The organism is Actinosynnema mirum DSM 43827 (assembly GCF_000023245.1).
Classification (GTDB): Bacteria; Actinomycetota; Actinomycetes; order Mycobacteriales; family Pseudonocardiaceae; genus Actinosynnema; species Actinosynnema mirum.
Window position 1 is genome coordinate 6,418,397 of sequence record NC_013093.1, and the last position, 24,975, is coordinate 6,443,371.

Here is a 24,975-nt window from a genome sequence, read left to right on the forward strand (position 1 = left end):
GTGCTGGGAACACGTGGACGGCGCCGCGAGTGCGGCGCCCTGATGAGAGGAGACCGGCGTGCCTGAACCCGCGACGCTCGCTTCGGTGCGGGTCGAGGAGCCCGAGGACGGTGTGGTGGTGCTGCACGTGTCCGGCGAGCTGGACACCACCAGCGCGGACGAGCTGGCCAGACCGCTCAAGGCCCACCTGGGCGGGGGTGCGCGCTCCGTGGTCGTCGACCTGGGCGGGGTGCGCTTCCTGGGCTCCGCGGGCCTGGAGTCGCTGGTGATGGGCCGCAAGCTCGCCGAGGAGCAGGGGGTGGAGCTGGCGCTGGTGGCGTCGAGCCGATCCGCGCTGCGCCCGCTGCAGGCGACCGGCCTGGACTCGGTGTTCACGATCAAGCCCACCGTGGAGGAGGCTCTCGCGCGCGGGTGACGCGCGAGCGCCCGCCCCGGAGGGTCCGTCAGCGCCTTCCGGGGATCCGCCCTGCGGTGGTCTGGCCGCAGGGCGAACACCGGTGGTGGCCGCGCGGGACCGCCCGCGCGGGAACCACCGGCAGGAGCACCGCCCGCAGGGGCACTACGCCGGCAAGCGCTTGCCCCAGTGTTGTGGAGAGCGCTTTCCGCCAGCCGTCCGGCGTGGTCTAGTACCCGCGCCGCACCGTGCGGATCGCGCACCGGACCGCGCCGAGCGGCGGCAGCGCCCGACCGCGCGGGGCCACGACCCAGCGGGAGGAGCCCGCGGGCACGCTGCCCGGACCGGTCCAGCACCGCGCCCCCGGCGGGAGCACGTACCCGACCGGGTCCACGTCCGGCTCGGCCAGGAACAACCAGCGCAGCCCGCTGCGCCGGATGGCCAGGATCGGGCCGAGCGGACCGGCCATCGTCAGCTGGTGGCTCACCTCGGCCGCCCAGCTCGCGGGCAGGTCCACCGCCACCGCGTCGCCCGCCAGGAGCAGTTCCCCGTCCTCCACGTGCCACTCGCGCATGGGCCGAAGAGTGGCGGGACCTCGTTGCGGGAATGTGTCCTGGCGCACCTTGCGGCGTTAAACCTCCGCGTGGTCGGGTGACGATCCCGTGCGACCCGGTGCTCAGGCCCCGGCGCCCAGGCCCCGGCGCTCAGGCCCCGGTGGTCGAGCCCGGCCGGACGATCATCAGCACCGTCACGACCGCCCACAGCAGGTTGAACAGCCCGGTGTGCATGGCCAGCCGCGCGGTGACCGAGCGCTCGGCGGGCGGCCCGTCCGCCGCGACCGACACCACGAGCCTCTCCTGCCTCGGCAGCACCTGGAGCACCAGCACCCCGGCCGCGAGCGCGGTGAGGACGATGGACGTGATGAGCCAGGCGTCGCCGAGCACGCCGAGGCTGCTGGCGGTGAACATGCCGAACAGCGGCACCGCGACGCCGAGCGCCGCGTAGGCCTTGCAGATCCGGTTGAGCAGCTTCAGCTCCCCCGCCTTCCCGGCGCGGGCGGCGGGCGGGAACATGCTGGCTGCCACGGTCACCGGGCCGATGGCCACGATCGCGGTGATCACGTGCACCGCGAGCAGGAACTTGGTCACCGCGCGGTCCAGGTGGTGCCGCGCCGCTCGTGGTGGAAGAGCCGCTCGGCGGCCAGCGCCGCGTCCGGGCCGAGGAACCGGTCGAGCAGGTGCAGCCCGAGGTCGAGCCCGGACGTGACGCCGCCCGCCGTGACCAGGTCGCCGTCGTCGGCCACCCGCGCCTCGACGGCCCGCGCACCGAGCGACCCGAGCAGGGCGGTGGCGCCGGAGTTGGTGGTGGCGGTGCGCCCGGCGAGCAGCCCGGCCATCCCGAGCAGCACCGAGCCGCCGCACACCGTGGCCACGACGACCCCGTCGCGCCCGACGGCGGTGGCGAGCGCGCCGGCGAGCGGGGTGGCCAGCGCCGCGCCGAACACCCGGCGGACGTCGTCCTCGGTGAGCACGACCGCGCCGGGCACCACGACCAGGTCGGCGCGCCCGGCGTCGACGGCCGCGACGGCGCGGAGGGAGATCCCCGGCACCCCGCTGGGCACCAGCCGCTCCCCCTCCGCCGAGGCGAACTCGACGGTGAACGCGGTGTCCGCGCCCAGGGCGGCGCCGGCCCCGAGCACCTCGTAGGGGGCGATGACGTCGAGCGGGTCGAAGCCGTCGAACAGGACGAACTGGGCGTGCATCTGGGTTCCTTCCACGTCGGAGCGCCCAGAACGCTAGGGGCGTGATCCCGGTCCCGGAACTGGCGGGAAGGCCACGTTCCACCTGATTCCCGCCATAGGCTGGCCGGGTGCGCACCGTGGCCGTGCTGGCGCTGGACGACGTGATCCCGTTCGACCTGTCGACCCCGCTGGAGGTGTTCTCCCGCACCGCGCTCCCGGACGGCTCCCCCGCCTACCGGGTGGTGGTGTGCGGCGAGCGCCGCGAGGTCGGGGCGGGCCTGTTCTCGGTGCGCGTCCCCGCCGGGCTGGAGGCGCTGGCCGAGGCGGACACGATCATCGTGCCGGGCACCGCGCGGCCCCACGTCCCACCGTCCGAGCGGGTGCTGGACGCGCTGCGCGAGGCCGCCGGGCGGGGCGCGGTGCTGGCCTCGATCTGCTCCGGGGCGTTCGTCCTGGCCGCGACCGGTCTGCTCGACGGGCGCAGGGCCACCACGCACTGGATCGCCGCCGACCTGTTCCGCGCGCGGTTCCCGGCGGTCGAGCTGGACCCGGACGTGCTGTACGTGGACAACGGGGACCTGCTCACCTCGGCGGGCGCGGCGGCGGGGCTGGACCTGTGCCTGCACCTGGTGCGCCGCGACCACGGCTCCGAGACCGCCGCGCACGCCGCCCGGCTGTCCGTGGTGCCGCTGGAGCGGGAGGGCGGGCAGGCGCAGTTCATCCCGTCCACGCACCCGGTGGCCCCGGAGGGCTCGGAGCTGGAGCCGCTGCTGGCGTGGCTGGACGAGAACTGCGCGCGCGAGCTGACCGTGGACGACATCGCCGCCCGCGCCGCCATGAGCACCCGCACGCTGAACCGGCGCTTCCGCGCGCAGACCGGCACGACCCCGCTGCGCTGGCTGCACGTGCGGCGGGTGCGGCTGGCGCAGCGGCTGCTGGAGGCGACCGGGCGGCCGGTGGACCTGATCGCCACGCAGGTCGGGTTCGGCTCGCCGACGGCGTTCCGGGACCGGTTCAAGCGGGTGGTCGGCACCAGCCCGCAGGCGTACCGGGCGGCGTTCCGGGGGTAGTGGGGCCGGTCTTCCCCCGAACCACCGCTCGGGTGAGACTGAACGGGTGACACCGGCCCCCCGACCAGCGGTGTCGATCTCCACGGTCGGGGCGCTCGGGCCAGTCGGGAGAAAACCGGCCGAGCCACGACGCGGGGCCGCTGCGCAGCGGTTTGTGGTCTCGCACTGCTGCGCGGCGCGGGAACCCCGCGCGCCCCTGCGGCGTCGGTGTGGTGGGGGATCAACGGGAGCCGGGGGAGAGCATGTCCGCTGAGACGTTCGGGCCGTACCGCGTCGAGGGCCTGCTCGGTCGCGGCGGCATGGGCGAGGTGCACCGCGCCTACGACACCGCGCACGACCGGGTCGTGGCGCTGAAGCGGCTGTCGGCGGTGTACCACTCGGACGCCGAGTTCCGGGCCCGGTTCCGGCGGGAGTCGCAGGTCGCGGCCCGGTTGCGGGAGCCGCACGTGATCCCGATCCACGCCTACGGCGAGATCGACGGCACGCTGTACCTGGACATGCGGCTGGTCGAGGGCGAGGACCTGTCGGACGTGCTGGAGCGCGGGCCGATCGAGCCCGAGCGGGCGGTGCGGATCGTGCGGCAGACCGCGAGCGCGCTGGACGCCGCGCACGCCGACGGGCTGGTGCACCGGGACGTGAAGCCGTCCAACATCCTGCTGTCGGCCGGGGACTTCGTGTACCTGGTCGACTTCGGCATCGCCCGCAGCGCCGCCGGGGACAGCACGCACATCACCGCGTCCGGCGAGGTGCTGGGGACGCTGGACTACATGGCGCCCGAGCGGTTCAGCGGGACCGACGTGAGCGGCGCGGTGGACGTGTACGCGCTGGCCGGGGTGCTGTTCGCCTGCCTGACCGGGCGCAGGCCGTTCACCGCCGAGGGCACGGCCGCGCAGATCTGGGCGCACATGCAGGAGGAGCCGCCGAGGCCGTCCGAGGTGCGGCCGGGGGTGCCCGCGGCGCTGGACGCGGTGATCGCGCGCGGCATGGCGAAGGACCCGGCCGCCCGGTACCCGACCGCGAGCGCCCTGGCCGAGGCGGCTGCGGCGGCGCTGGACGGGACGGCGGTGGTGCCCACCGGGACGCGGGTGCTCCAGCAGACCGGGCCGCAGGGGGAGCCGCAGCGGGTGGGGCCGCCCTCGCAGCCGGTCCCGGCGCAGACCCCGCCCGCCCAGCACCAGCCAGCCCAGCAGCAGCCAGCGCAGAGCCAGTCAGCGCAGAGCCGGCCAGCGCGCACCGCGCAGCAGCACCCGCCGGTGCCGACCGCGCCGAACACCCGCCCTCAGCAGCACGGGCCGTTCTCCGGACCGCAGCAGACGTCGTTCTCCGGGCCCCGGCAGACCTCCTTCTCCGGGCCCCAGCGGTTCCCGCTCTCCGGCCCCCAGCCGGGCTGGGGCCACCCGCCCGCGACCGCCTCGAAGCGGTCCGTGCAGCTCGCCGTGCTCGGCGCGGCGCTGGTGGTGCTGGTGGTGGCGGGCGCGATCGGCGCGGCGACCTGGCCGTGGGGCGGGAAGGCGCAGACCGGTCAGGGCGGTGGCACGAGCAGCACCGCGTCGACCACGACCACCACCGGGACCACCGGGACCACCACCGACACGACGACCACCGCCCCCCGCAGCGGCTCCGCCGAGGACCAGCGGGTGCTGTCCGAGCGGCTGCCGCTGGTGTACCGGCTGTCGTCCTCGTGCTCGGACGGCGACGTGGGCGGCACCGGCGCGGTGGCCGCGGCGACCTGCGGTGAGCCCAAGTCGGAGGTGGCGGGCACGACCCCGCCGACCAGGGCCGACTTCCTGCTGTTCGCCGACCGCGCCGCGCAGGACAAGCACTTCCAGGACCTGGTCAAGGCCAACGACATCCCGCGCGACGACACCCAGGGCGGCTGCCGCCCCACCACGCAGAAGACGCACTACTCGACCTACTGGCGCCAGGTCACCGGGGTGACCGAGGGCGACTTCACCACGTGCTTCGTCAAGGACGGCAGCGGCCAGGTGTGGTGGGTGGACACCGAGACGCTGACCACCGGCGTGCTGCTGTCCACCACCGCCACCACCCCGGACAAGCTGGAGGCGCTGGACCTGTGGTGGAACATGTGGGTGCTGTCCCAGGACCGCTAGCGGGGCTCCTGCCCGATGTCCTCGAACCACAGCTCCGGCCGGGCCGCGACGAACGCGGTCATCAGCTCGGCGCACTCCGCGTCGTCCACGAGCACGATCTCCACGCCGTGCTCGGCGAGCCAGTCGTGGCCGCCGCTGAACGTGCGGGCCTCGCCGATGACCACCCGCGAGATGCCGAACTGCCGCACCAGCCCCGAGCAGTACCAGCAGGGTGACAGGGTGGTCACCATCGTGGTCCCCCGGTAGCCCGCCCTGCGCCCGGCGGCGCGGAAGGCGGCGGTCTCGGCGTGCGTGGAGGCGTCGTCGTCCTGCACCCGCCGGTTGCGCCCGCTGCCCCACAGCCGCCCGTCCGGGCCGAACAGCGCGGCCCCGATGGGGACGCCGCCCTCGGCGAGCCCGGCCCGCGCCTCGGCCACCGCGACGGCGAGCAGGTCGGCGGGATCGGCGGTGCGGTTCACGGGTGCGTCGGCCACGCGGTCGAACCTAGCGCCGCGCGGGCTCCGGGGCACGGGACCGTTCGGGAGCCGCTCAGGACCCGGCCCGCTTGAGCCGCCACAGCCCGGCGGTGTCCAGCACGACCGGGGTCGGGTGCACGTCCAGCGGGGACGCGGCCGGGCCGACCCCCTGGTTGTTGCGCAGGGCGATGAGCACCGTGCCGTTGTCCACCGGCGTGACCCGCCAGGACAACGGGGACCACGTGGTGGCGACCTCGCTGCCCGCCTCGGGCCGCCCGAGCACGTTGAGGTGGCGGACGCCCCCCGGCACGCTGAACGAGCAGGTGGCGTCCGGGAAGCACGCCACCCGCCACACCTGGCCGCCCGGCGCGCCCTCCGCGTCCAGCACGACCTTCCCGTCCGGCCCGTCCAGCGCGGTGAGCAGCGCCTCCGGGCCGTCGTCGTCGCGGACCTGCGCGATCGTGAAGCGGCCCCCGCCCGGTCCGGGAGCGGCCTCGGTCGAGGCGGCAGGGACCGCGGAGGCGGTGGGCGAGGCGGTCAGCGCCACGAGCGCGGCGGCGATCAGCGCCGCTGTTCGTCGGATGTCCATGCCGTCCGGTGTCCCACAGGTCGGGCGGCCACCACACCCCCTTTCACCCGTTGGTGCAGCAACTTCCGCCTTCGACGAGTCCGCGCCGAGTCCGCTGTGGACGCCCCCGCGCGCCACCGGTCCACAGTGGACCGATCACGCGCCGAAGCACAGGAACCCCGCCCCCGCCGCGAATTCCAGATCACCGAGCCCGGCGTGCGCGGCCTGCGCCCGCGCGAGCGCGGTCGCGGGCGGCAGCCCGTCCCGCAGGCCCCGGTGCAGCTCGACCACCAGCGGCGCGGTCTCCTCGGCGGGCACCGGCACGACCGGCGCGACGAGCGCCCCGGTGCCCGCGCCGAGCAGCGCGGCGGTGAACCCGAGCAGCTCGTCGCCCGGCCGCACCGCCGACAGCCCCGAGTCGCAGGCCGACAGCACCACCCGCGCGGGCGGGGCGGCGAGCCGCTGCAGGTCGTAGCCGGTGAGAGGGCCGTCCGCCAGCTCCAGCGCGGAGAACAGCGGGTTGTCCGCGCGGAAGGTGCCGTGCGCGGCCACGTGCGCGAGCGGCGCGCCGTCGATGGCCGCCGCGACCGCGTCGACCGTCGCCCCCTCCCCCACCAGCACCAGCGCGTCCCCGGTCAGCGCGGCCACCGCGTCGACCTCGCCGCGCGCGGCGGGCAGCCGGGGACCGGCGGCGAGCACGGCCCGGCCCGGCGCGGGCGCGCCGGAGGTCGCAGCGCGCAGCCACACGGCGGCGGAGGGCGTGACGACGGTGGGCCTGCCGAGCAGACCGGGCAGCGCGGCCCACGGCAGGCCGCCCAGCGCGCCGGTGGGGGCGAGCACCAGGTCGCGCCCGTCGACGCGCCGTTCGAGGGGGTCCAGCAACCGCTTGCGCAGCCGCCCGGCGGCGTGGTCGACGCCTGCCCGGCCGCCGGACCGGTCGACCCGCGCGGGCAGCGTCACCAGCCGGTGCAGCCCGAACCGCAGCAGCCGCACCTCGCGGGCCGCGTCGTCCAGCGCGCCCAGCCGGTGCAGCGAGGCCCGGCCGCCCGCGACCACCACGGCCAGCAGGTCGCCCTCCGAGCCGATGTACTCCACCAGCGCGGCGTCCCCGAGCGCGTCGGCCAGCTCCGGCACGGTCGGCGGGCGCAGCAGCCGCCCGCCGCCACCACCGCGCCTGGTCAGCTCGCGCACCCGCTGCTCGCCGCGCGTCTGCCGCTGCCGCAGCGCCCCGGCGGGCCGCCCCTCCAGCAGGGCGCGCTCCAGGTCGGCGGTGACCGCGCGCAGCTCGGTGAGCGCGTCGGCGAGCCCGGTGTCCTCGGGCGGCCGGGCCGGGGTCATCCGCAGCGCGCCCGCCCGCCAGCTCTCCGCCCACGCCAGCACCTGCCGCGCCCCGGCCCCGCCGGTCAGCGCCAGCCGCAGCCCGGCGCGCGCCAGGTCCTGCCCGTGCGCCCCGGACAGCGCGCGCAGCTCCCCCGCGCCCAGCGACAGCCGGTGCTCGTCCAGCAGCGCCAGCCCGCGCCGCAGCGCCACCGCCGCCCCGCGCCGGTCGGCGGCCAGCTCGCGCCGCAGCGCCTCGGCGTACCAGCCGCGCGCCCGCGCCTGCGCCGGGCCGGAGCGGCGGGCGGGCGCGGCGAGTGCCAGCTCGGCGGCGGCGCGGCGGGTGTCGCCGAGGTCGCGGGCGATCAGCGCCGCGTCCACCCTGGCCTCCAGGCCCGCCACCCGCCAGCCCAGCGCGTCGAGCCGGTCGGCGATGCGGGCCATCGCGGTCAGCAGCGCCCGGTCGCGCCGACCGCCGAGGTAGGCGGCGCGCAGGCCCACGTGCCGGGCGGAGGCCGCCCACACGTCGCGGCCCTGGCGGTGGAAGGCGCGCCTTGCCCGGTCGGCGACCTCGGCGGCGGTGTCCGCGTCGCCTTCCAGGAGGGCGACGCGGGCCCGGTAGAACTCGGCCTCGGCGCGCCCGAGGGCGAAGTCGGGGTGGTCGGCGAGGTCGGCGACGGCCCGGTCGGCCTCGGCGCGGGCCTCCTCCAGCAGCGGCACCGACACCAGCAGCTCCAGGCGGTTGACCAGCAGCATCGGCCGGGGCACCGCCAGGCGCCGGTACTCCTGCTCGGCGTCGGCGAACGCGGTGAGCGCGCCCGGCACGTCGCCGGCGCGCTGGGCGGAGATCCCGGCGTTCCACCGCACGTCCGCCACCGCCAGCTCCAGGCCCAGCTCCCGGTAGAGCGCGGCGGCCCGGTCGAAGTCCTCGTCGGCGGCGCGCAGCCCGCCGGTGTAGGCGCGCAGCAGGCCCCGGTTGTTGCGGGCGCGGGCCTCGCCGAGGTGGTCGCCGGTGCGGCGGGCGGCGTCGATGGCCGCGTCGTAGTCGCGCAGCGCCTCGTCGTAGCGGCACAGGAAGTGCAGGACCGTGCCGCGCTGCATGACCGCGATGTCCGCGTCGCCGCCGCGCAGCCGGGGCAGCGCCTGCTCCACCGCCCGCAGCGCCTGGGCGTGCCTGCCGGTGCTGGAGAGCGCGAACGCCAGGCTGAGCCGGGCCAGTGCGGTGAGCCGGTCCGACCCGGCGCCGCGGGCCAGCCGCACCGAGCGGCGCAGGTGCCGCAGCGCGCCGGGGAAGTCGTGCAGCTCGCGCAGGGACAGGCCGATCGCGCGCTCGGCCGCCGACGCCTCGGCCAGGTCGCCGGACGCCCGCGCGGCGGCCAGCGCCGCGCGCCCGAGCCCGATGGCCGCGCGCGGGTCCCGCTGCCGCGCTTCCAGGGCCGCCGAAGCGGAAACCACCGACACGCGCCCCACCTTATTACTGGGGGCCCTGTGGTAGCTTGCCTGAGTTCGCACCTCCTCCACTTCGCTGCGAGGTCGAGTTGTCCGCGAAAACGTTTGCGGCACCGGACCGGTCCGCGCTGTACACCGCCGCTTTCGACGAGGCGATCCGGTCGGGCAAGGACGTCGCGCTGCACCCGGAGAAGGGTCGGGAGTTCCTCTACCGGCCAGGACAGCTGCTGACGATTCCCGAGGACGCCGCGCGGGTGATCGAGAAACTGCGCCGCAGCGGGTTCGCCGTGGAACGGGGCCGCGAATTCGCGGGAATGGTCCGGCTGCTGCTGGAGAACAATTCCCGCGACATCCCCGCAATAGTGCGGCTGCTGCGGGACCCCGCCACCTGGCCGGGTGAGCGGACCCCGTTCACCCAACCGCACCACGTGTCCGTCGGGCACGGCGGCAACATGCACGGGCACCCCGGCGGACCGCCGCGCGTGGCGACCGCGCTGCCCGACCCGGACCCCGGCGACGGGCGCGGCCGGGGCGTGGTGGTGGCGGTGCTGGACACCGGCATGTCCGCGACGGCCGGGGCGGACCACCCGGCGTGGCTGGGCGGCTCCTTCACCCCGCGCGCCGACGAGGTGGACGCGGCCTACGCGCACGACGACGTGTTCGCGCTGGAGGGCGGGCACGGCACGTTCGCGGCCGGGGTGGTGCGGCAGGCCGCGCCGTCGGTCCGGGTCGACCCGGAGCGCGCGCTGCTGCCGTCCGGGCTGGGCGACGAGGAGATGTTCGCGGCGGCGCTGGCCTCGTTCGACGAGCGGCCGGTGCACGTGGTGAACGCGTCGCTGGGCTGCTCCACGCAGGACGACGTGGCGTCCGAGCCGATGCGGCGGGCGCTCGCGGCGCTGCAGAAGGACGTGGTCGTGGTGGCGTCGGCGGGCAACCAGGGCACCACCCGCCCGTCGTGGCCCGCCGCGCTGCCGGGCGTGGTCGGGGTGGCGGCGATCGCCGAGGAGCGGGACGGGACGCGCTCCCCCGCCTGCTACAGCAACCACGGGCACTGGGTGGACGCCTGCGCGGTCGGCAACCGGACCTCCACGTACCTCAAGGGCAAATGGGTGCTGCCGGGCGACCCGGCCGTCGACGTGTTCGACCGGTGGGCGTACTGGCTGGGCACCTCGTTCGCGGCCCCGCACGTGTCCGGGCGGATCGCGGCGACCATGACGCAGCTCGGCCTGACCGCGCTCCAGGCCCGCGACCACCTGCTCGCGGGGGCCGAGTTCTTCCCCGGCTACGGGGTCGCGGTCGGCTGAGGACGGGCGGCCGGCTGCTCCTTTCCGGTGAGATCCGCCCCCGGCAGGTCCGTTCCGGCGCCGCCCGCGTTGTATCCAGGACTGGTCCACCGCCTCCGTAGGGCATGGCGGAGCGCGCGGTGGGCCCGAGCAACGGGTGGCGGCCGAACAGGAGGAGGGGACGTGACCCCTGCACGCCCGGTCGCCGCGCTCGTGGGCGCGGCGGCGGAAGGCGACCGCGGCGCCTGGGACCAGATCGTGGAGCGGTACACGCCGCTGGTGTTCTCCGTGGTGAGCAGGCACCGGCTGCGCCCGGCGGACGGGGCGGACGTCAACCAGGTGGTGTGGCTGCGCCTGGTGGAGCAGATCGGGCGGCTGCGCGACCCGGCGGCGCTGCCCGGCTGGATCGTCACGACCGCCAGGAACGAGTGCCTACGGGTGCTGCGCGCGCAGCAGCGGCTGCTGCCGTTCGACCCGGCCGACGAGGAGAGCGCCGTGGCCGACGGCGAGGACCTGGACGCGCGGCTGGTGGACGCGGAGCGGTTGCAGGCGCTGCGGGACGGCTTCGGGGCGCTGCCCGAGCAGTGCAGGCGGCTGCTGGCCAGGCTGCTCGCGGACCCGCCGCCGAGCTACGCGGCGCTCGGCGCGGAGCTGGGGGTGCCGGTGGGCAGCGTGGGGCCGACCCGGTTGCGGTGCCTGGAGAAGCTGCGCAGGACCGAAGCGGTGTCGCGGTTGTTGTCGGGGGGATCGTCGGGGGGATCGTCGGGGGGATCGTCGGGGGGATCGTCGGGGGGATCGGTGGAGGACCCGGTGGGAGGTGCGCTCGGTGTGGGTGAGCGATGAGCGGTTGTTGGCGGATCTGGGGCGCGCGCTGGCCGAGGCGCCCGCCGTGCCCGAGGAGTACCTGGTCGCCGGGCGGGCGGCGTTCGACTGGCGGGACGTGGACGCCGAGCTGCTGCTGGTGACCGGCTACGACTCGCTGCTGGACGGCGAACTGGCGGGCCGGGCGCGGGGCGGGCTGGCGACCAGGCAGCTGGTGTTCGACGCGGACGGGCTGTCGGTGCAGGTGGAGGTGGACCCCGCCGGGGTGACCGGGCAGGTCGCGCCGCCCGCGCCCGGCCGGGTGGAGCTGGAGACCGCGGGCGGGGTCGTGGAGGCGGTGGAGCTGGACGAGCTGGGCTACTTCCTGCTCGGCCCCCTGCCGCGCGGCGCGGCGCGGTTGCGGGTGGCCGGGGTCGCGGTCACCGAGTGGTTCCTGGGCTAGGACGCGCGGCGGGTTCCCCGGCGGCGGCCGTCTTGGGGTGATGGCCGCCCCAGGACGCGCGGCGGTTCCAAGGTGACGACGGTTCCAAGGTGACGACGGTTCCGGGGTGACGGCAGTTCCGGGTCGGCGGCGGTTCCGGGTCGGCGGCGGTTCCGGGTCGGCGGCGGTTCCGGGGTGACGGCCTCGCGGCGCTGACGCAGAGTCGCCGTGCCCCGGCCTGCCCTTTTCCGCCAGGCGCCCCTCCGGCACGCCCCTACGTGCTTTTTCCGTTGGCGGGCCACGCCTATCCCCCGATCAGCCGATAGCCCAACCCAGTAGGGTTGGCCACTGTGCGTAGAAGTGGTGCGAGAGGCACGTGGTGGCGCTGATTAACCGCTCCAGGTGTAACCGATCAGTGCGAGTTGGCCGCGTGGCGTGAACCGCAACGACGCGGGAACAGTCTCCGTCCCGGCACTTGACGGAGAATATGCACCCTACGGAATGATGTGCGGATCTGATCTCCGGGTGGAGAGCCACACATGACCCAACCCTCAAGGCCCGTCCCCCTGACGGGCAGCGCGCCCCCCGCGGGCGCCCCCTCCGTGGGCGAGGTCGCCGAGCGCTGGACCGGCGAGCTGGTCCGCACCGCCTACAGCCCGATCGCCCGCGCGAAGGTGCGCCGCAAGCTCGTCCAGCACGTCGGCCTGCTCGACGAGCTGCTCGCCTCGCCCGACCTGCCCGCCGACGAGGCGGTCGCGGTCGGCGAGTGGCTGGTGACCGCGCGGTTCACCGGCGACACGAGCCTGGGCAGCTCCCTGGAGGTGCTCGGCCGCGCCCTGGCCGCGCGCGCACCCGACTCGCCCGAGCGGGTCGCCGAGCTGCTCGGCGCCGTCGCGGGCGGGTACGCCGCCAGGCTGCGCCTGCAGGTGTTCGGCGAGCACGAGGAGGTCAGGGCCTCGCTGCTGGCCGCGCTGGAGCGCACGAGGGTCGAGCTGCACGACAGCGAGGCCCGGTTCCGACAGGTCTTCGCGCACTCCGCCGCCGGGATCGCGGTGTTCGACGCGGACGGCGAGCTGCTGGAGAGCAACGCCGCGCTGACCGGGATGCTCGGCCCCGACTTCGGCGGGCAGGACCTGAGCGGGCTGCGCGGCGAGTGGGCCGCGATGGCGGTGCGCGGCGAGGACGTCTCGCACGTCGAGCAGATGTTCCTGGACCCCAGCGGCGATCCGCTGTGGACGAACGTGGCGCTGTCCGTGGTGGCGGGCGAGGACGGCGGCCCGCGCTACCACCTGGCGGTGGTGGAGGACGTCACCGAGCAGCGGATGCTGCGCGAGTACCTGCGCCACCAGGCGCTGCACGACGTGCTGACCGGGCTGCCGAACCGGCAGAGCTTCCTGCCCAAGCTGGAGGAGGTGCTGGGGCGGCCCGGCTCGATCACCCTGTGCTACCTGGACGTGGACAGCGTCGCGATCGTCAACGACGGCCTCGGCTACGAGTACGGCGACGAGCTGCTCAAGGTCGTGGCGGGCCGGTTGACGTCCGTGGCCGAGGGGCTGACGGCGACCGTGGCCAGGATCGGCGGCGACGAGTTCGTCGTGCTGGTCGAGGACGGCCCTGGGACGCCCAGCATCTCCGAGCTGGCCGCGATGATCGACGGCGCGCTCGCCGAGCCGGTGCGGCTGGCCGGGCACGCGGTGGGCGTGTCGGCGGGCATGGGCTTCGTGCGCACGGCCGCGCGCGGGCTCGACGCGATGGCGCTGCTGCGGCAGGCGCACAGCACGCTGCGCCGCGCCGAGACCGGCGGCAAGGGCCAGTGGGGCATCTACGACGCCGGGCACGACGAGAAGGAGCGGTCGCGGCTGTCGCTGATCGCCGCCATGCCGGGCGCGCTGGAGACCGGCGAGATCGCGATCGACTACCGGGACGTGCGCGACCGGTCCGGTGAGCGGGTCGCGCTGGCGGCCAGGCTGCGCTGGGAGCACGACGGCACGACCGTCGGGCACGACGACTGCCTGCGCTACGCCGACGAGCTGGGCCTGGCGGGCGCGCTGGCCGAGTGGCTGCTGGACGAGGCCTGCTCGTTCGCGTCGCTGGAGGCGCTGCCGGTGCTGGTGCGGCTGTCGGCCGACCAGTCCCGCGACCCGGACCTGAGCGGCCTGGTCGGCGGCGCGGTGCGCGGGTGGGCGCTGGCCGAGGGGCAGCTGTGGCTGAGCCTGGACTCGGCGGCGGCCGGGCTGGGCGAGGAGGTCGAGGAGAACCTGAGCGTGCTGGCCGACATGGGCGTGCGGCGGCTGCTGCACGGGTGCGCGCTCGGCCAGGGCGAGCTGGCGCTGCTGGAGCGGCAGCGCCCGCACGGCGTGGAACCGGCGGGCGCGCCGGACGGCTCGGAGCTGGCCCGCAGGGCGCGGGAGGCGCTGCTGCCGATGGTGCGCGGCGCCGGGGCGCTGGTGCTGTCCGAGCGCGCGGACGACGACGCGGACCTCGTGGTGGGCTGAGCGGGCCGGTCCCGCCCAGCCGCCGCGCCCCCGTGGACGGGCGACGCCCCCGACCTCCCGGTGGTCCGGGCGGTCGGGGGCGTCCCCGGAGGAGCGCTGGGCGGCTCAGGCGAACAGCGGCTGCCTGCGCAGGGCGTGCTCCACCAGGGTGATCAGCGTCTGCTTGGTGGACTGCCGGTTGCGCGCGTCGCACGGGATGATCGGCACCGACGCGTCCACCGTCAGCGCCTCCCGCACGTCCTCGACCCGGTGGTGCAGCAGACCGTCGAAGCAGTTCACCCCGACCACGTACGGGAGGTCCCGGTCCTCGAAGAAGTCGATCGACGCGAACGCGTCCGACAACCTCCTCGTGTCGACCAGGACCACCGCTCCGATCGCGCCCTTCACCAGGTCGTCCCACATGAACCAGAAGCGGTGCTGGCCGGGGGTCCCGAACAGGTACAGGATCAGGTCGCTGTCCAGCGACACCCTGCCGAAGTCCATGGCCACGGTGGTCGTCACCTTGTTGGGCGTGGAGGACAGGTCGTCGACCCCCACGCTGGCCTCCGTCATGACCGCCTCGGTGGTCAGCGGGACGATCTCCGACACCGAACCGACGAAGGTCGTCTTGCCGACGCCGAACCCGCCCGCCACCACGATCTTCGTCGAGGTGGTCGTCGGGGCGGTCCGGCCGGCTGGAGCTCCACCGCTCATGTTGCTCTGCTTTCCCTAGTAAGGAGGTGGGTGGTGCTCTAGTTGCGCATCGCCACGTGCAGCTGCGATCGGATCTCCGGGGTGAGCTGCACGCCCACCCGGTCCACCAGCCTGGTCATGGCGTAGCCGATCAGGCCGATGTCGCAGTTGGGCGCGGCGAGCACGGCGAGGCAGGAGCCGTCGCTGATGGACATCAGGAACAGGTAGCCCCGCTCCATCTCCACCACGGTCTGCTTCACGTTGCCCGCCTCGAAGCAGCGCGCCGCCCCGAGGTTCAGGCTCACCAGGCCGGACGAGACGGCGGCCAGCTGCTCGGCCCGGTCGACGGGCAGGCGTTCGGAGGCGGCGAGGAGAAGGCCGTCCGCCGACACCACGATCGCGTGGGCGACACCGGCCACCCGGTTGACGAAGTCGTCGACCAGCCAACTGAAGTTCTCCAGCTCATCGGCTGCGGAGGTCACTTCTGCTCCTTGTCTGAGTTGCCGAACGACAGGCCCTCCCAGGGCAGGCTGTCATCGTCCTGGTTGTTGTCGCGGCCCATCTGCAGGCCGCGCTGGTAGGTGGCGAACCGCTGGCGCAGCCGGTCGGCGGACCGGGGTCCCTGCGCGGTGGCGACCCCGCCGGACGGGCCGGTCCGGCCTTCCGCGCGCACGGTCGCCTGGGTCGCGGTGGTGGACGAGCCGGTGGAGAGCGAACCGGGCATCAGGCGCGCCTTGGGGACGCGCTTGGGCAGGCCCGCCGTGGTGGACTCGTCGACGGCGGACTTGAGCACCTTGCTCGCCGTCGACCAGTTGTCGTCGGAGGAGCCCCAGTTGGCCGCGGCGGCGGACACCTTGGAGGGGGCGGGCTCCCGCTTGGGCAGGCCGCCGAGCCCGGACGCGGAGGCAGGCGCGGACGCGAGGGCCTGGTCGGGCTGGGCGTCCCCGACCGGCTCGGCGAACACGGTCCGCTCCGCGTCGGACCCGCCGTCGAGCACGACGTCGTGGTCCTGCGGCTCCGGCTCGTCGGGGAGCGCGTGCTCGCCGCGCGTCCTGCCCTCGCCCCGCACCCGCGCCTCCCCGGAGTCCTCGTCGCCGCCCTGGAACCAGCGGGACAGCACGTCTTCGTAGATCGGCAGGCGCTGGGTGGACGCGTCGTCCTCCACCACCGCGGGCGCGGGGGCGGGCACGGCGCGCTGCTGCTGCCCCTGCTGCGCGGGCGGGTAGGAGTAGTCGATGTCGTCGCCCGCGCGCGGCGGCGCGGTCTCGGTGACGGTCGCGGTGAACAGGCCGTCGGCGGACGAGTTGTGCTCGACCGGCCGGTGCGCGCCGGTGTCCTCGAACGAGTCGAACGAGGTGCCGGAGAACGAGCTGCCGGAGAACGTGGTCTCCTGCGGCGTCACCCCGTTCTGCCCCGGCCTGCCCCGGAACGCGTGCTCCGGCGCGGCCTCGCCGAACGCGGACGGCATCTGGTCCGGGCTCCACTTGGGCAGGCCGGACAGCGCGACGGCCCCGGTCTCCTCCACCTCCGGCGGGTCGGCCAGCGCGAGGACGCCGGGCCTGCCCAGCGGCAGGCTCTGCCGACCGCCGCCGCCCTGCGGGTCCGGGCCCCGGTGCAGCAGGCCCGCGGGCAGCAGCACCTGCGCGGTGACACCGCCCTCGATGTCGTCGTTGTTGCGCAGCGACACGTGGATCTCGTGCCGCTTGGCCAGCTGGCCGACCACGTACAGGCCCATCTCGCGGGCCACCGACACGTCGACCTCGGGCGGCTCGGACAGCTTCAGGTTCGCCTCGACGACGTCCTGCTCCTGCATGCCGACGCCGCGGTCGTGGATGCGGATGGACACCTCGCCGCGCCGGGTCTCTATGGCCCGCACGGTCACCTTGGTGCTGGGCTTGGAGAACGCGGTCGCGTTGTCCAGCAGCTCGGCGATCAGGTGCGCGAGGTCGTTGACCACGCGGCCCTGGACGCGCAGGTCGGGCGCGGGCGCGATGTGCACGCGGGCGTACTTCTCGACCTCGGACACCGCGGCGCCGAGCACCTCCGTGATCGGCACCGGCCTGGTGACGCGGCGGGTGACCGTGGTGCCGGAGAGCACGAGCAGGTTCTCGCTGTTGCGGCGCATCTGGGTGGCCAGGTGGTCCAGCTCGAACAGGCTCGCCAGCTGGTCGGGGTCCTGCTCGTCCTGCTCCAGCCGGTCGATGACGGTGATCTGCCGCTCCACGAGCGCCTGGCTGCGCCGGGAGAGGTTGATGAACATGTCGTTGACGTTGGCGCGCAGCGCCACCTGCTCGACCGCGAGGCGGATGGCCTCGCGCTGGACCGCGTCGAACGCGCGGGCCACCTGGCCGACCTCCTCGGTGGTGTGGATCGGCACCGGCACCAGGGACTCCTCCGCGGCCCGCTCGGGGTCGCGGTGGGTGCGGATGCGCTTGATCGCGTCCGGGAGGCGGTTGCGGGCCACGTCGAGCGCGGTGCGGCGCAGCACCCGCAGCGGGGTCAGCATCGAGGTGGCGACGACCGCCATGAGCGCGAACGCGATGATCAGCGCGGCGGCCACGAGCGCGCCGTCGCGCCAGGCGAGCGCGTTGGCCTCGTCGGTGAGCCGGACGGCCTCCCGCTGGGCCTGGTCCTCGATGTCGAGCGAGACCTGGCGCAGCAGGGCGGCGGTGTCCTCGCCGACGCGCAGCGCGTCGTTCTCGTTGAAGGAGATGGCCTTGCCGTTGTCGTTCTGCACCAGCGCGAGCGTCACCAGCCGGTTGCGGGCGTCGACGGCCGTGCCGGACACGGTGTCCTGGTAGTTCTGCCGGTTGTCCTGGCTCGCGACGTTGGTGAAGTCGGTGATCGCGGAGTCCAGCTTGGACTGCGCGCCGCGCAGCGCGTTGGCCTGGTTGGGGCCGAACTCGCTGCGGTTCGCCGCGGAGATCAGGATCGAGTTCTGCTGGGCGAGCTGCTCCTTCGCGGCGTACAGCGCGAGGTTGGCGCCGACCAGCGGGGTGAGGTGCTCGTTGCTGAGGCTGCTGGAGGTCGCGCGGTGGACCTGGAGCAGGGTGCCGAGCAGCTGCCCGTAGGCGCTGGCGACGGAGGCGTCCGGGTACTGGCTCTCCAGGACGGTGTTGCGCAGCGAGTTGAGGCCGTCGAGCGACTGGAGCGACTTCTCGTACGCGGTGCGGACGGTGTCGTCGATGTCGCCGGTGGCCGCGCCGACGTCGCGCAGCCGCATGACCTCCGCGTCGACCTTGCCCGATCTGGTGTTGAGCTCGCCGACGCGCGCCGTGGCGTCGGGGTTCGTCTTGCGACCTGCCGCGACGTAGCCGACGGCCGCGTCGCGCTCTAATTGCAGCGCGTCCCCCACGGCGGCTGCTTGGGCGGATAATTGCAGCTCGCGCTGCACCTTGCCGTACAGCTCGACGTCGTCGAGCTGGGTGGTGAGCCGCAGGCCCGCGAGGGCCAGCGTGCTCATCGCGGGCACCAGGAGCACCACCACGAGCTTGCTGCGCAGCTTCCAGTTGCGCAGCCGCCACCGGGAGATGCCCCGGCCCGCGGTGGGCGTGGTCGTGGTGCCGGGCCCTGGGTCGGGCGCTTTGCCCTGAGCACCCGCGTCGAGTTGAGTTCGCTCCGGTCGTCCTTCACCGGAGGCGTGGTCGTCGTGACCGCGCACCGTCAGCACACTCCCCAGCCCCCCAGCCAGTTTGGTTGATGATGAGGTAGTTCCGGCCGAGTTCCTTGGAAACCCGCTGGATACTCTTGGAACCACCGGGTTTCTCATACCGCCGTTCGGACCCGGCGCGGTGGTGGTTCACAAGTCGATCAGCACGTCCCCGCGCTCCGGCGGGTCCTGGGCGGGGGCTGGTCCCGCCTCCGTCACCCGTCCGGCGCACCGGGGAGGTGCGGGGAGCCCGGCGCGCGGGCTCCCCGGCGCCGTCAGCCCGCCGAGCCCGACACGATCATCGGGGTCACGTCGAACTTCTCCTTGAGCAGCTGGTAGGTCAGCATGAGGTCGGCGACCCGCTGCAACCGGCTGGCCTCCAGCGAGGTCGGGTACTCGCCGAAGTGGACCAGCGTGGCGGTGTCCTTGTCGATCTTGGCGTAGTCCTGCAGGACCGGCTCCACGACGCTGCGGTCCTGGGCCTCCTTCTGGCCCTTGGCCATCGCGCGCTGGAACGCGGCGACGCTGTTGGGGTTCTTGCTCGCGAAGTCGCCGGTCGTGGCGTAGCCGCCGATCGGGATGTCGTTCGTCGGGCCGGAGGCCGCGTCGAGGACGGTGGTGAAGCCGCTGCCGCGGTGCGAGCGGGCGATGAACGGCTCGACCATGAAGGCGGCGTCGACGCTCTTGTTCTTGACCGCGGCCTCCATGTCGGGGAAGCCCAGCTCCTTGAACTTGACCTTCGACGGGTCGACGTCGTTGGCCTCCAAGGTCGCCTTGGCGGTCAGCTCGGCGATGTTCTTGTAGGTGTTGATCGCGATCGTCTTGCCGTCGAGGTCCTTGGGGGACTTGATGCCCGAGTCGGGCGCGGCGACGATCACGAACATGTCGGACTTGGCCTGGTAGCCGTCCGAGATCAGCTTCAGGCCGCCCTTGTCCTTCGCGGCGCCCTGGGACTCGGCGGCGAAGTACGACACCCAGTTGCCGAAGGTGATGTCGATGCTGCCCGAGATCAGACCGGGGATCGCCGCCGCGCCGCCCTGGATGATGACCGGCTCGATCTCCAGGCCCTCCTCCTTGAAGTAGCCCTTCTTGATCGCGATGTGGACGGAGGCCACGTCGAGGATGTTGAGCAGGCCGAGCTTGATCTTCGACTTCTCGACCTGGCCGGGCGCGGTCGAGGTTCCGCCGTCGGACGCGGAGCCGTCCTCGGAGGAACCGCCGAGCAGGCCGCATCCGGAGACCGCGGCGAGCATGGCGAGCGCGGAGAGGCCGCCGATAATCCTTCTTGCCGAACGGCCGACTCTGAGAGTCATGGGGGACTTCTCCCGTTGGAGTGGCGAGATTGCGGGGGCATGACGCGCGGCCGTGCGGGGGTGCGGGCCCGGAGGCACTCTTCGTGATGCGAGTGGCTCACGAGCCCTCGTTCGACCGGGCATCTGAAGGTTTGATCCACTACCTTCGGTGCGCATCTTTGCACAGGCTGTCCAGAGGCAGGAGTAGGCAGTGAGCAATCAACACTCCGAATGGGCCGTACAGAGCAATGAAGCCGTGGTGGGGATCGTGGGCGCGGGGCCCGCCGGACTCACGTTGGCTAACCTCCTCCACGAAGCAGGAATTGCCTGCACAGTGCTGGAACGGGGAACGCGCGAGTACATCGAGACACGCCCGCGCGCAGGGGTTCTGGAGCACCGCGCGGTGCAGATGCTGACCGAGCACGGACTCGCCGGACGGCTCCTGGAAGAAGCCGATCGACATGGCGCCTGCGAGTTCCGGGTGAACGGCGAGGCGTTCGAGGTGGACTACTCGGCGCTCTACGGCGGGCAAACGCACTACGTGTATCCGCAGCAGGACGTGGTGCGCGACCTGCTGGGCAACTACCTGGCGCGGGGCGGCGATATCCGCTTCTCGGTGTCGGACGTCGAACTGTCGGGGATCGATTCCGCGTCACCGGTGCTGACGTGGCTCTCCGCGACCGGCGAGCGGGAGCGGCTGGAGTGCGCTTTCGTCGGCGGCGCGGACGGCTTCCACGGCGTGACCAGGAAGAGCATCCCGCAGGGGGCCGTGCAGGAGTTCACCCACCAGCACGGGATCGAGTGGCTGAGCGTGCTCGCCGAGGCCCCGCCCTCGACCCACAAGGTGATCTACGCGTTGCACCCGGACGGTTTCGCCGGGCACATGCTCCGCAATTCCACGGTTTCCCGCTACTACCTCCAGGTGCCGATCGGCGATTCGCCGGACAACTGGCCCGACGAACGGGTTTGGGCGGAGTTGCACAAGCGCTTGGCGCTGCGCGATTCCGATTGGCGGTTGACCGAGGGGAGGATCATCGAGAAGCGCGTGCTGGACATGCGCAGCCACGTCGTGGAACCGATGCGATTCGGTCGGCTGTACCTTCTCGGCGACGCCGCGCACATCATCACGCCGGTCGGCGCGAAGGGAATGAATCTCGCGCTGCACGATGCCGAGGTGCTCGCTTCCGCACTAATCGGGTACCTCCGAACGGGCGACGATTCCGGACTGGAGGGCTACTCCGAGAAGTGCCTCCGCCGGGTCTGGCGTGCGCAGGAGTTCTCGCAGTGGATGGTTTTCATGCTGCACCGTTCGCCCGAGCCGTTCCTGAGCCGGTTGGGCCAGGCCCGGTTGGAACACCTGATCGATTCCAAGTCCTCGGTCGGGTATTTCGCGCAGAACTACGTGGGCCCCTGACGCGGGCGCCCCGCTTATCGGCTCACCCGATTTCTGCGGCCCCGATCGGGGCCGGGGTGGGCCACCCGGCGGGCACGACCGGAACGCCGGGGGACCGCATCCCCCGGCGCCCCGCGCTTTACCGGTATTGCCGGACGGCGCAGCGCCGCACCCGCCAGGCGCGCGACGCCCCCGTTTCCGGACCGCCCGCGCGACCCGCCGGACCCGCTTTCCCCGTGGCGGCAACGAATTCCCCGCACCGGTCCGATGCGCCCGCACCGGCGGAACCCCGTAGCGACCACCCTCCGTGACACCGAATCTTCAACCGCCCCAACGGTTTCCACCCCGAAGGGCCGATGCGCCCGCACCGGTCCGAGCGTCGTCGGACGAGAGAATTCCCTGTCACCGCAACAACTCCAGCCCTGCGACGCGCACACCGACCCGAACGCCCCGCAGCGCCGCCGAACGTCCCCGCCGCCCTGCCGTGGCCGACACACCGCGCCAACGCCGCACAGCGCCGCTGAGCGCCCGCGCGCCGCGCTCCCGTTGCCGCGCAGCACCCTCGGCCGTCCACGCACCCGGTTCCCCTTGCCGCACCGCACTCTTGATCGCCCACGCGCCCCGATCCCCTTGCCGCGCAGCACCCTCGATCACCCACCAATGCGATTCCCGTTGCCGCGCAGCACCCTTGATCCTCCCGACGCGCGACGCCCCACCCCCGGACAGCGCGAAGGGCGGCCCCGCGCCCCCGGTCACCGGACCGGACGCGCGGGAACCGCCCCGCGAACCACCCCCGAGGGGGAAGAACCCCGGCGCCGCCGAGAAGCCGTCAGCGCGCCAAGCGCTGCGCGGCGCCCCTCTCCACCTCGGCGCGCTCCTCCGCCGCCCATCTCGCGGCCTGCCCGTCAGCGGCCCGCCGACCGGGCGCCGGGCGCCGGGCGGGCGAGGGCTTGCCCACGTTCAGCAGCCGCGCCACCTCCGCCCGCAGCCCCACGAACACGTCCGACTCGCGCGTGGTGATCTGGTCGCGCGGCGCGGGCAGGTCCACCCGCAGGTCCGCCACGACCGACGCGGGCGAGGTCGACAGCACCAGCACGCGGTCGCCCAGGTACACGCTCTCGTCGATGTCGTGCGTGACCACCAGCACCGTCGTGTCGTGCTCGGTGCGGATCTTCAGCAGCAGGTCCTCCAGCTCGAACCTGGTCTGCGCGTCCACCGACGCGAACGGCTCGTCCATGAGCAGCAGGGCAGGCCGGTACGCCAGCGCCCTCGCGATCGCCACCCGCTGCTGCATCCCGCCGGACAGCTGCCACGGGTACTTGCGCCCCGCCGCCGCCAGCCCGACCCACTCCAGCGCCTCGGCCGCGCGCGCCCGCCGCTTCGCCCGCCCGACCGAGCTGCGCAGCGGGAACTCCACGTTCTTCTGCACGCTCAGCCACGGGAACAGCGAGCGGCTGTAGTCCTGGAACACCACGGCCAGGTCGTCGGGCACGCCCTTGACCGCGTTGCCGTGCAGGCTCACCGCGCCCCGGCTGGGGCGCACCAGCCCGGAGATCGTCCGGAGCAGCGTGGACTTGCCGCACCCGGAGGGGCCGACGACGCAGACCAGCTCACCGGCGCCGACGGTGAAGGAGAGGTCGTCGATCGCCGTGTGGGCGCCGTCCTTGCCCTGGTAGGTGTGGCCCAGCGCGGCCACCTCGAGCATCGCGGTCATGTCAATCCTCCACCGTCGCGGGGGTGCGCCCCTCGCGCTTGGGCTGCCAGGCCAGCGCCCGGTTCTCCAGCGCGAGGAGCACGGTGTTGAGGGTGTAGCCGAGCACGCCGAGCAGGACGATCCCCGCCCACATGCCGGGGAAGTCGAACTGCCGCTGGGCGAGCAGCAGCTGCGAGCCGATGCCGTTGTCGGTGCCGACGAGCTCGGAGACGACCATGAGCACGAGCGACAGCGACAGGCTGACCCGGAGACCGGCGAAGATCTTCGGGGCGGCCGACGGCAGGACGACGCCGAGGACCCACTGGGCGCGCGGGATGCGGAACACCTCGGACGTCTCGGTCTTGGTGCTGTCGACGGAGCGGGCGCCGTCGACGGTGTTGAGCAGGATCGGCCACAGCACGCCGAAGACGATCGTGGCCAGCTGCATCGAGGTGCCGATGTTGAACAGCAGCAGGAACACCGGCACCAGCGCGGGCGGCGGGATGGAGCGCATGAACGTCAGCACCGGCCCCGCGTACTCCATGGCGCGCGCGGAGCGGCCGAGGGCGAGGCCGAGCGCGACGCCGACGACGGCGGCGATGCCCCACCCGGTGAGCAGCCGGGTCAGGCTGGGCACCAGGTGCTCGAACACCACGTCGCTCAGGAACAGCGTCTCGGCGGGGCCGCTGAGCCACAGCTCCGCGGCGGCTTCCGCGATCACCGTGGGGCGCGGGAAGAACGGGTCGTCCGCGAGGAACGCCGCCACCTCCCACACCAGGACCAGGCAGCCGAAGACCACCCACCGCTGGAGGAAGCCCGACAGCGCCCTCACGACCTGCCCCCCTGGACGAAGCCCCAGCCGACCCAGCGGCGCTGCGCGCGCTCCAGGCCCTCGTTGACCAGGTAGCCGAGCACGCCCGCGACGACGGTGCCCGCGAGCACCAGGTCCATGCGGCCCGCGCCGCTGCGGGCGTCCATGACGAACTCGCCGATCCCCGCCGCGCCGCCCGCCAGCATCTCGACGCTGACCAGCACGACCAGGCAGGTCGTCGCGGACAGCCGGATGCCGGTGAACACGAACGGCAGCGCGCTGGGCAGCGCCACGGAGAGCAGCACGCGCAGCCGGCTCGCGCCGAACACGCGGGCGGTGTCGACGAGCAGGGGGTCCAGCTCGTCGAGCGCGTAGATGGTGTTGAACAGGATCGGCCACACCGCCGCGTAGACGGCGAGGGCGATCTTCATCTCCGGGCCGAGGCCCAGCACGACGATCGCCAGGGGGATCAGCGCCACCGACGGGATGGGGCGCAGGAACTCCACCACGGCGCGCGTCGCGTGGCGCACCGGCGCGACGCTGCCCAGGACCAGACCCGCGGGCACGGCGATGCCCACGGACAGCAGGACCGAGATGAGCAGCGCCAGCACGGTCGCCACGACGTCGCGCAGGAACGTCTCGTCCCCGAGCAGGGCGAGCAGTTCGACCGCCACCACGGAGGGCGGCGGCAGGTACTCCTGGGGAACCAGGCCAGATCGGCCGAAAAGCTCCCAGATGACGAGGAACCCGGCCGCACCGAGCAGTCCTCGGGTTAGCGCACGCACGCGCAACGCCTCTTCCCAGTTGATCAACCCGAGCCAACCCGGCCAATCTAGAGAGTCGAACGGGGTTGCCACAATAAGGGAGGAGAAAACTTCGCCCCCCGATCCGGTCGAGTTGACTTCGTTCTGCACTGAAGCCACCGCAAGCACAGCAGTGGGTACTACTGCGCAGGCAGGAGGCCCCTACGGCATCCGGGCGATCCCCCGGATAGCCGGGAAAACTCGCTTCTCGTCCACAGAGGACGAATTCACGATCAGTTTTCCACGCCCCCCGGCGAACGCCTCGGACAACGCGCCGCAGCCGTCCATTCCGGTCGCCGGACGAACGATTTCCTCGAACTGCTCGGCAAAACCGCGCACGCGATACCACAGCGCGGTCCACACCGGACGACCCGCCCGCCCGGAGCGGATCACCCGCACCGGGGACCACCGACCGGAACCAGGGGGAAGCCGGGCTCCCCGTGCCAGGATCGCCCCTCACCCGAACGCCCGCCCGCTCCCGCCCCGGAGCGCGCCGCCGCGCCCGAGCCGTCCGGCACGCTGCCACAGCCCGCGCG

General features: G+C 73.8%; 22 protein-coding genes. 8 read left to right on the forward strand and 14 right to left on the reverse strand.

The annotated features are described in order from the left end of the window. Nucleotides 1-58: 58 nt before the first annotated feature. Nucleotides 59-415, forward strand: a complete 357-nt coding sequence (locus AMIR_RS26775; RefSeq protein WP_015804107.1) for an STAS domain-containing protein — start codon at nucleotides 59-61, stop codon at nucleotides 413-415. Nucleotides 416-623: 208 nt separating this feature from the next. On the opposite strand, the gene AMIR_RS26780 is transcribed toward AMIR_RS26775, so the two are convergent. The 3 genes from AMIR_RS26780 to AMIR_RS26790 all read right to left on the reverse strand — a co-directional run bounded on the left by AMIR_RS26780 (nucleotide 624) and on the right by AMIR_RS26790 (nucleotide 2,156). Beyond that, the gene (locus AMIR_RS26780; protein WP_015804108.1) at nucleotides 624-968 is read right to left on the reverse strand and encodes a hypothetical protein; all 345 of its coding nucleotides are present in this window, start codon (nucleotides 966-968) and stop codon (nucleotides 624-626) included. 130 nt (nucleotides 969-1,098) lie between these two features. Beyond that, a complete protein-coding gene (locus AMIR_RS26785; RefSeq protein WP_015804109.1) occupies nucleotides 1,099-1,542 on the reverse strand; it encodes a membrane protein in 444 nt (147 codons plus the stop codon). Next, nucleotides 1,539-2,156, reverse strand: a complete 618-nt coding sequence (locus AMIR_RS26790) for a DJ-1/PfpI family protein (protein ID WP_015804110.1) — start codon at nucleotides 2,154-2,156, stop codon at nucleotides 1,539-1,541. The genes AMIR_RS26785 and AMIR_RS26790 overlap by 4 nt, the downstream gene beginning before the upstream one ends. A 107-nt stretch (nucleotides 2,157-2,263) precedes the next feature. On the opposite strand from AMIR_RS26790, the gene AMIR_RS26795 reads away from it, so the two are divergent. Then, nucleotides 2,264-3,205, forward strand: coding sequence for a GlxA family transcriptional regulator (locus tag AMIR_RS26795; RefSeq protein WP_015804111.1), 942 nt, complete (start codon nucleotides 2,264-2,266; stop codon nucleotides 3,203-3,205). 242 nt (nucleotides 3,206-3,447) lie between these two features. Next, the gene (locus tag AMIR_RS40645) at nucleotides 3,448-5,316 is read left to right on the forward strand and encodes a serine/threonine-protein kinase (RefSeq protein ID WP_015804112.1); all 1,869 of its coding nucleotides are present in this window, start codon (nucleotides 3,448-3,450) and stop codon (nucleotides 5,314-5,316) included. Here the strand turns inward: AMIR_RS40645 and AMIR_RS26805 are convergent. The 3 genes from AMIR_RS26805 to AMIR_RS26815 all read right to left on the reverse strand — a co-directional run bounded on the left by AMIR_RS26805 (nucleotide 5,313) and on the right by AMIR_RS26815 (nucleotide 9,117). Beyond that, a complete protein-coding gene (locus tag AMIR_RS26805) occupies nucleotides 5,313-5,789 on the reverse strand; it encodes a nucleoside deaminase (protein ID WP_015804113.1) in 477 nt (158 codons plus the stop codon). The two genes, AMIR_RS40645 and AMIR_RS26805, sit on opposite strands and share 4 nt — an antisense overlap. Before the next feature lie 55 nt (nucleotides 5,790-5,844). Continuing rightward, on the reverse strand, nucleotides 5,845-6,360 hold the full coding sequence (locus tag AMIR_RS26810) for a hypothetical protein (RefSeq protein ID WP_015804114.1): 516 nt from the start codon (nucleotides 6,358-6,360) through the stop codon (nucleotides 5,845-5,847). A 135-nt stretch (nucleotides 6,361-6,495) separates the two neighbouring features. Next, the gene (locus AMIR_RS26815; RefSeq protein WP_015804115.1) at nucleotides 6,496-9,117 is read right to left on the reverse strand and encodes a CHAT domain-containing protein; all 2,622 of its coding nucleotides are present in this window, start codon (nucleotides 9,115-9,117) and stop codon (nucleotides 6,496-6,498) included. Nucleotides 9,118-9,194: 77 nt separating this feature from the next. Between AMIR_RS26815 and AMIR_RS26820 the strand changes: the two genes are divergently transcribed. The 4 genes from AMIR_RS26820 to AMIR_RS26835 all read left to right on the forward strand — a co-directional run bounded on the left by AMIR_RS26820 (nucleotide 9,195) and on the right by AMIR_RS26835 (nucleotide 14,126). Next, complete coding sequence (locus AMIR_RS26820) at nucleotides 9,195-10,409, forward strand: S8 family peptidase (RefSeq protein ID WP_015804116.1); 1,215 nt, start codon at nucleotides 9,195-9,197, stop codon at nucleotides 10,407-10,409. Between the two features lie 162 nt (nucleotides 10,410-10,571). After that, on the forward strand, nucleotides 10,572-11,231 hold the full coding sequence (locus AMIR_RS26825; protein WP_015804117.1) for an RNA polymerase sigma factor: 660 nt from the start codon (nucleotides 10,572-10,574) through the stop codon (nucleotides 11,229-11,231). Continuing rightward, nucleotides 11,215-11,652 (forward strand): hypothetical protein, encoded by a 438-nt coding sequence (locus tag AMIR_RS26830; protein ID WP_015804118.1) that lies wholly within the window; start codon nucleotides 11,215-11,217, stop codon nucleotides 11,650-11,652. The genes AMIR_RS26825 and AMIR_RS26830 overlap by 17 nt, the downstream gene beginning before the upstream one ends. 518 nt (nucleotides 11,653-12,170) lie before the next feature. Then, on the forward strand, nucleotides 12,171-14,126 hold the full coding sequence (locus tag AMIR_RS26835) for a diguanylate cyclase domain-containing protein (protein ID WP_015804119.1): 1,956 nt from the start codon (nucleotides 12,171-12,173) through the stop codon (nucleotides 14,124-14,126). A 105-nt stretch (nucleotides 14,127-14,231) separates the two neighbouring features. Here AMIR_RS26835 and AMIR_RS26840 read toward each other — a convergent pair whose 3' ends face one another. From AMIR_RS26840 to AMIR_RS26855, 4 genes are all read right to left on the reverse strand, one after another. Next, the gene (locus tag AMIR_RS26840) at nucleotides 14,232-14,819 is read right to left on the reverse strand and encodes a GTP-binding protein (RefSeq protein ID WP_015804120.1); all 588 of its coding nucleotides are present in this window, start codon (nucleotides 14,817-14,819) and stop codon (nucleotides 14,232-14,234) included. Nucleotides 14,820-14,857: 38 nt separating this feature from the next. After that, on the reverse strand, nucleotides 14,858-15,280 hold the full coding sequence (locus AMIR_RS26845) for a roadblock/LC7 domain-containing protein (protein ID WP_015804121.1): 423 nt from the start codon (nucleotides 15,278-15,280) through the stop codon (nucleotides 14,858-14,860). Then, the gene (locus AMIR_RS26850) at nucleotides 15,277-18,459 is read right to left on the reverse strand and encodes a sensor histidine kinase (RefSeq protein ID WP_015804122.1); all 3,183 of its coding nucleotides are present in this window, start codon (nucleotides 18,457-18,459) and stop codon (nucleotides 15,277-15,279) included. Before AMIR_RS26850 ends, AMIR_RS26845 begins: the two co-directional genes overlap by 4 nt. Before the next feature lie 263 nt (nucleotides 18,460-18,722). Next, nucleotides 18,723-19,700: an ABC transporter substrate-binding protein gene (locus AMIR_RS26855; RefSeq protein ID WP_245554551.1), complete on the reverse strand. Its 978-nt coding sequence runs from the start codon at nucleotides 19,698-19,700 to the stop codon at nucleotides 18,723-18,725. 250 nt (nucleotides 19,701-19,950) lie between these two features. Between AMIR_RS26855 and AMIR_RS26860 the strand changes: the two genes are divergently transcribed. Further along, entirely contained in the window at nucleotides 19,951-21,153 is a 1,203-nt protein-coding gene (locus AMIR_RS26860) for a 4-hydroxybenzoate 3-monooxygenase (protein ID WP_015804124.1), read from the forward strand. Nucleotides 21,154-21,961: 808 nt separating this feature from the next. Here AMIR_RS26860 and AMIR_RS26865 read toward each other — a convergent pair. From AMIR_RS26865 to AMIR_RS36270, 4 genes are all read right to left on the reverse strand, one after another. After that, entirely contained in the window at nucleotides 21,962-22,846 is an 885-nt protein-coding gene (locus tag AMIR_RS26865; RefSeq protein WP_015804125.1) for an ABC transporter ATP-binding protein, read from the reverse strand. A gap of 1 nt (nucleotide 22,847) precedes the next feature. Then, entirely contained in the window at nucleotides 22,848-23,657 is an 810-nt protein-coding gene (locus tag AMIR_RS26870) for an ABC transporter permease (protein ID WP_015804126.1), read from the reverse strand. Then, nucleotides 23,654-24,421, reverse strand: a complete 768-nt coding sequence (locus AMIR_RS26875; RefSeq protein WP_118948490.1) for an ABC transporter permease — start codon at nucleotides 24,419-24,421, stop codon at nucleotides 23,654-23,656. Before AMIR_RS26875 ends, AMIR_RS26870 begins: the two co-directional genes overlap by 4 nt. Nucleotides 24,422-24,601: 180 nt before the next feature. Beyond that, nucleotides 24,602-24,838 carry a hypothetical protein gene (locus AMIR_RS36270; RefSeq protein WP_015804128.1) on the reverse strand — a complete coding sequence of 79 codons (237 nt, stop codon included), beginning with the start codon at nucleotides 24,836-24,838 and terminating at the stop codon, nucleotides 24,602-24,604. Nucleotides 24,839-24,975 lie beyond the last annotated feature (137 nt).

Coding starts and splice junctions, on each gene's coding strand:
- AMIR_RS26780 (WP_015804108.1), bottom strand. CDS start 968: ATGCGCGAGTGGCACGTGGAGGACGGGGAACTGCTCCTGGCGGGCGAC.
- AMIR_RS26790 (WP_015804110.1), bottom strand. CDS start 2,156: ATGCACGCCCAGTTCGTCCTGTTCGACGGCTTCGACCCGCTCGACGTC.
- AMIR_RS40645 (WP_015804112.1), top strand. CDS start 3,448: ATGTCCGCTGAGACGTTCGGGCCGTACCGCGTCGAGGGCCTGCTCGGT.
- AMIR_RS26810 (WP_015804114.1), bottom strand. CDS start 6,360: ATGGACATCCGACGAACAGCGGCGCTGATCGCCGCCGCGCTCGTGGCG.
- AMIR_RS26835 (WP_015804119.1), top strand. CDS start 12,171: ATGACCCAACCCTCAAGGCCCGTCCCCCTGACGGGCAGCGCGCCCCCC.
- AMIR_RS26840 (WP_015804120.1), bottom strand. CDS start 14,819: ATGAGCGGTGGAGCTCCAGCCGGCCGGACCGCCCCGACGACCACCTCG.
- AMIR_RS26855 (WP_245554551.1), bottom strand. CDS start 19,700: ATGCTCGCCGCGGTCTCCGGATGCGGCCTGCTCGGCGGTTCCTCCGAG.
- AMIR_RS26865 (WP_015804125.1), bottom strand. CDS start 22,846: ATGACCGCGATGCTCGAGGTGGCCGCGCTGGGCCACACCTACCAGGGC.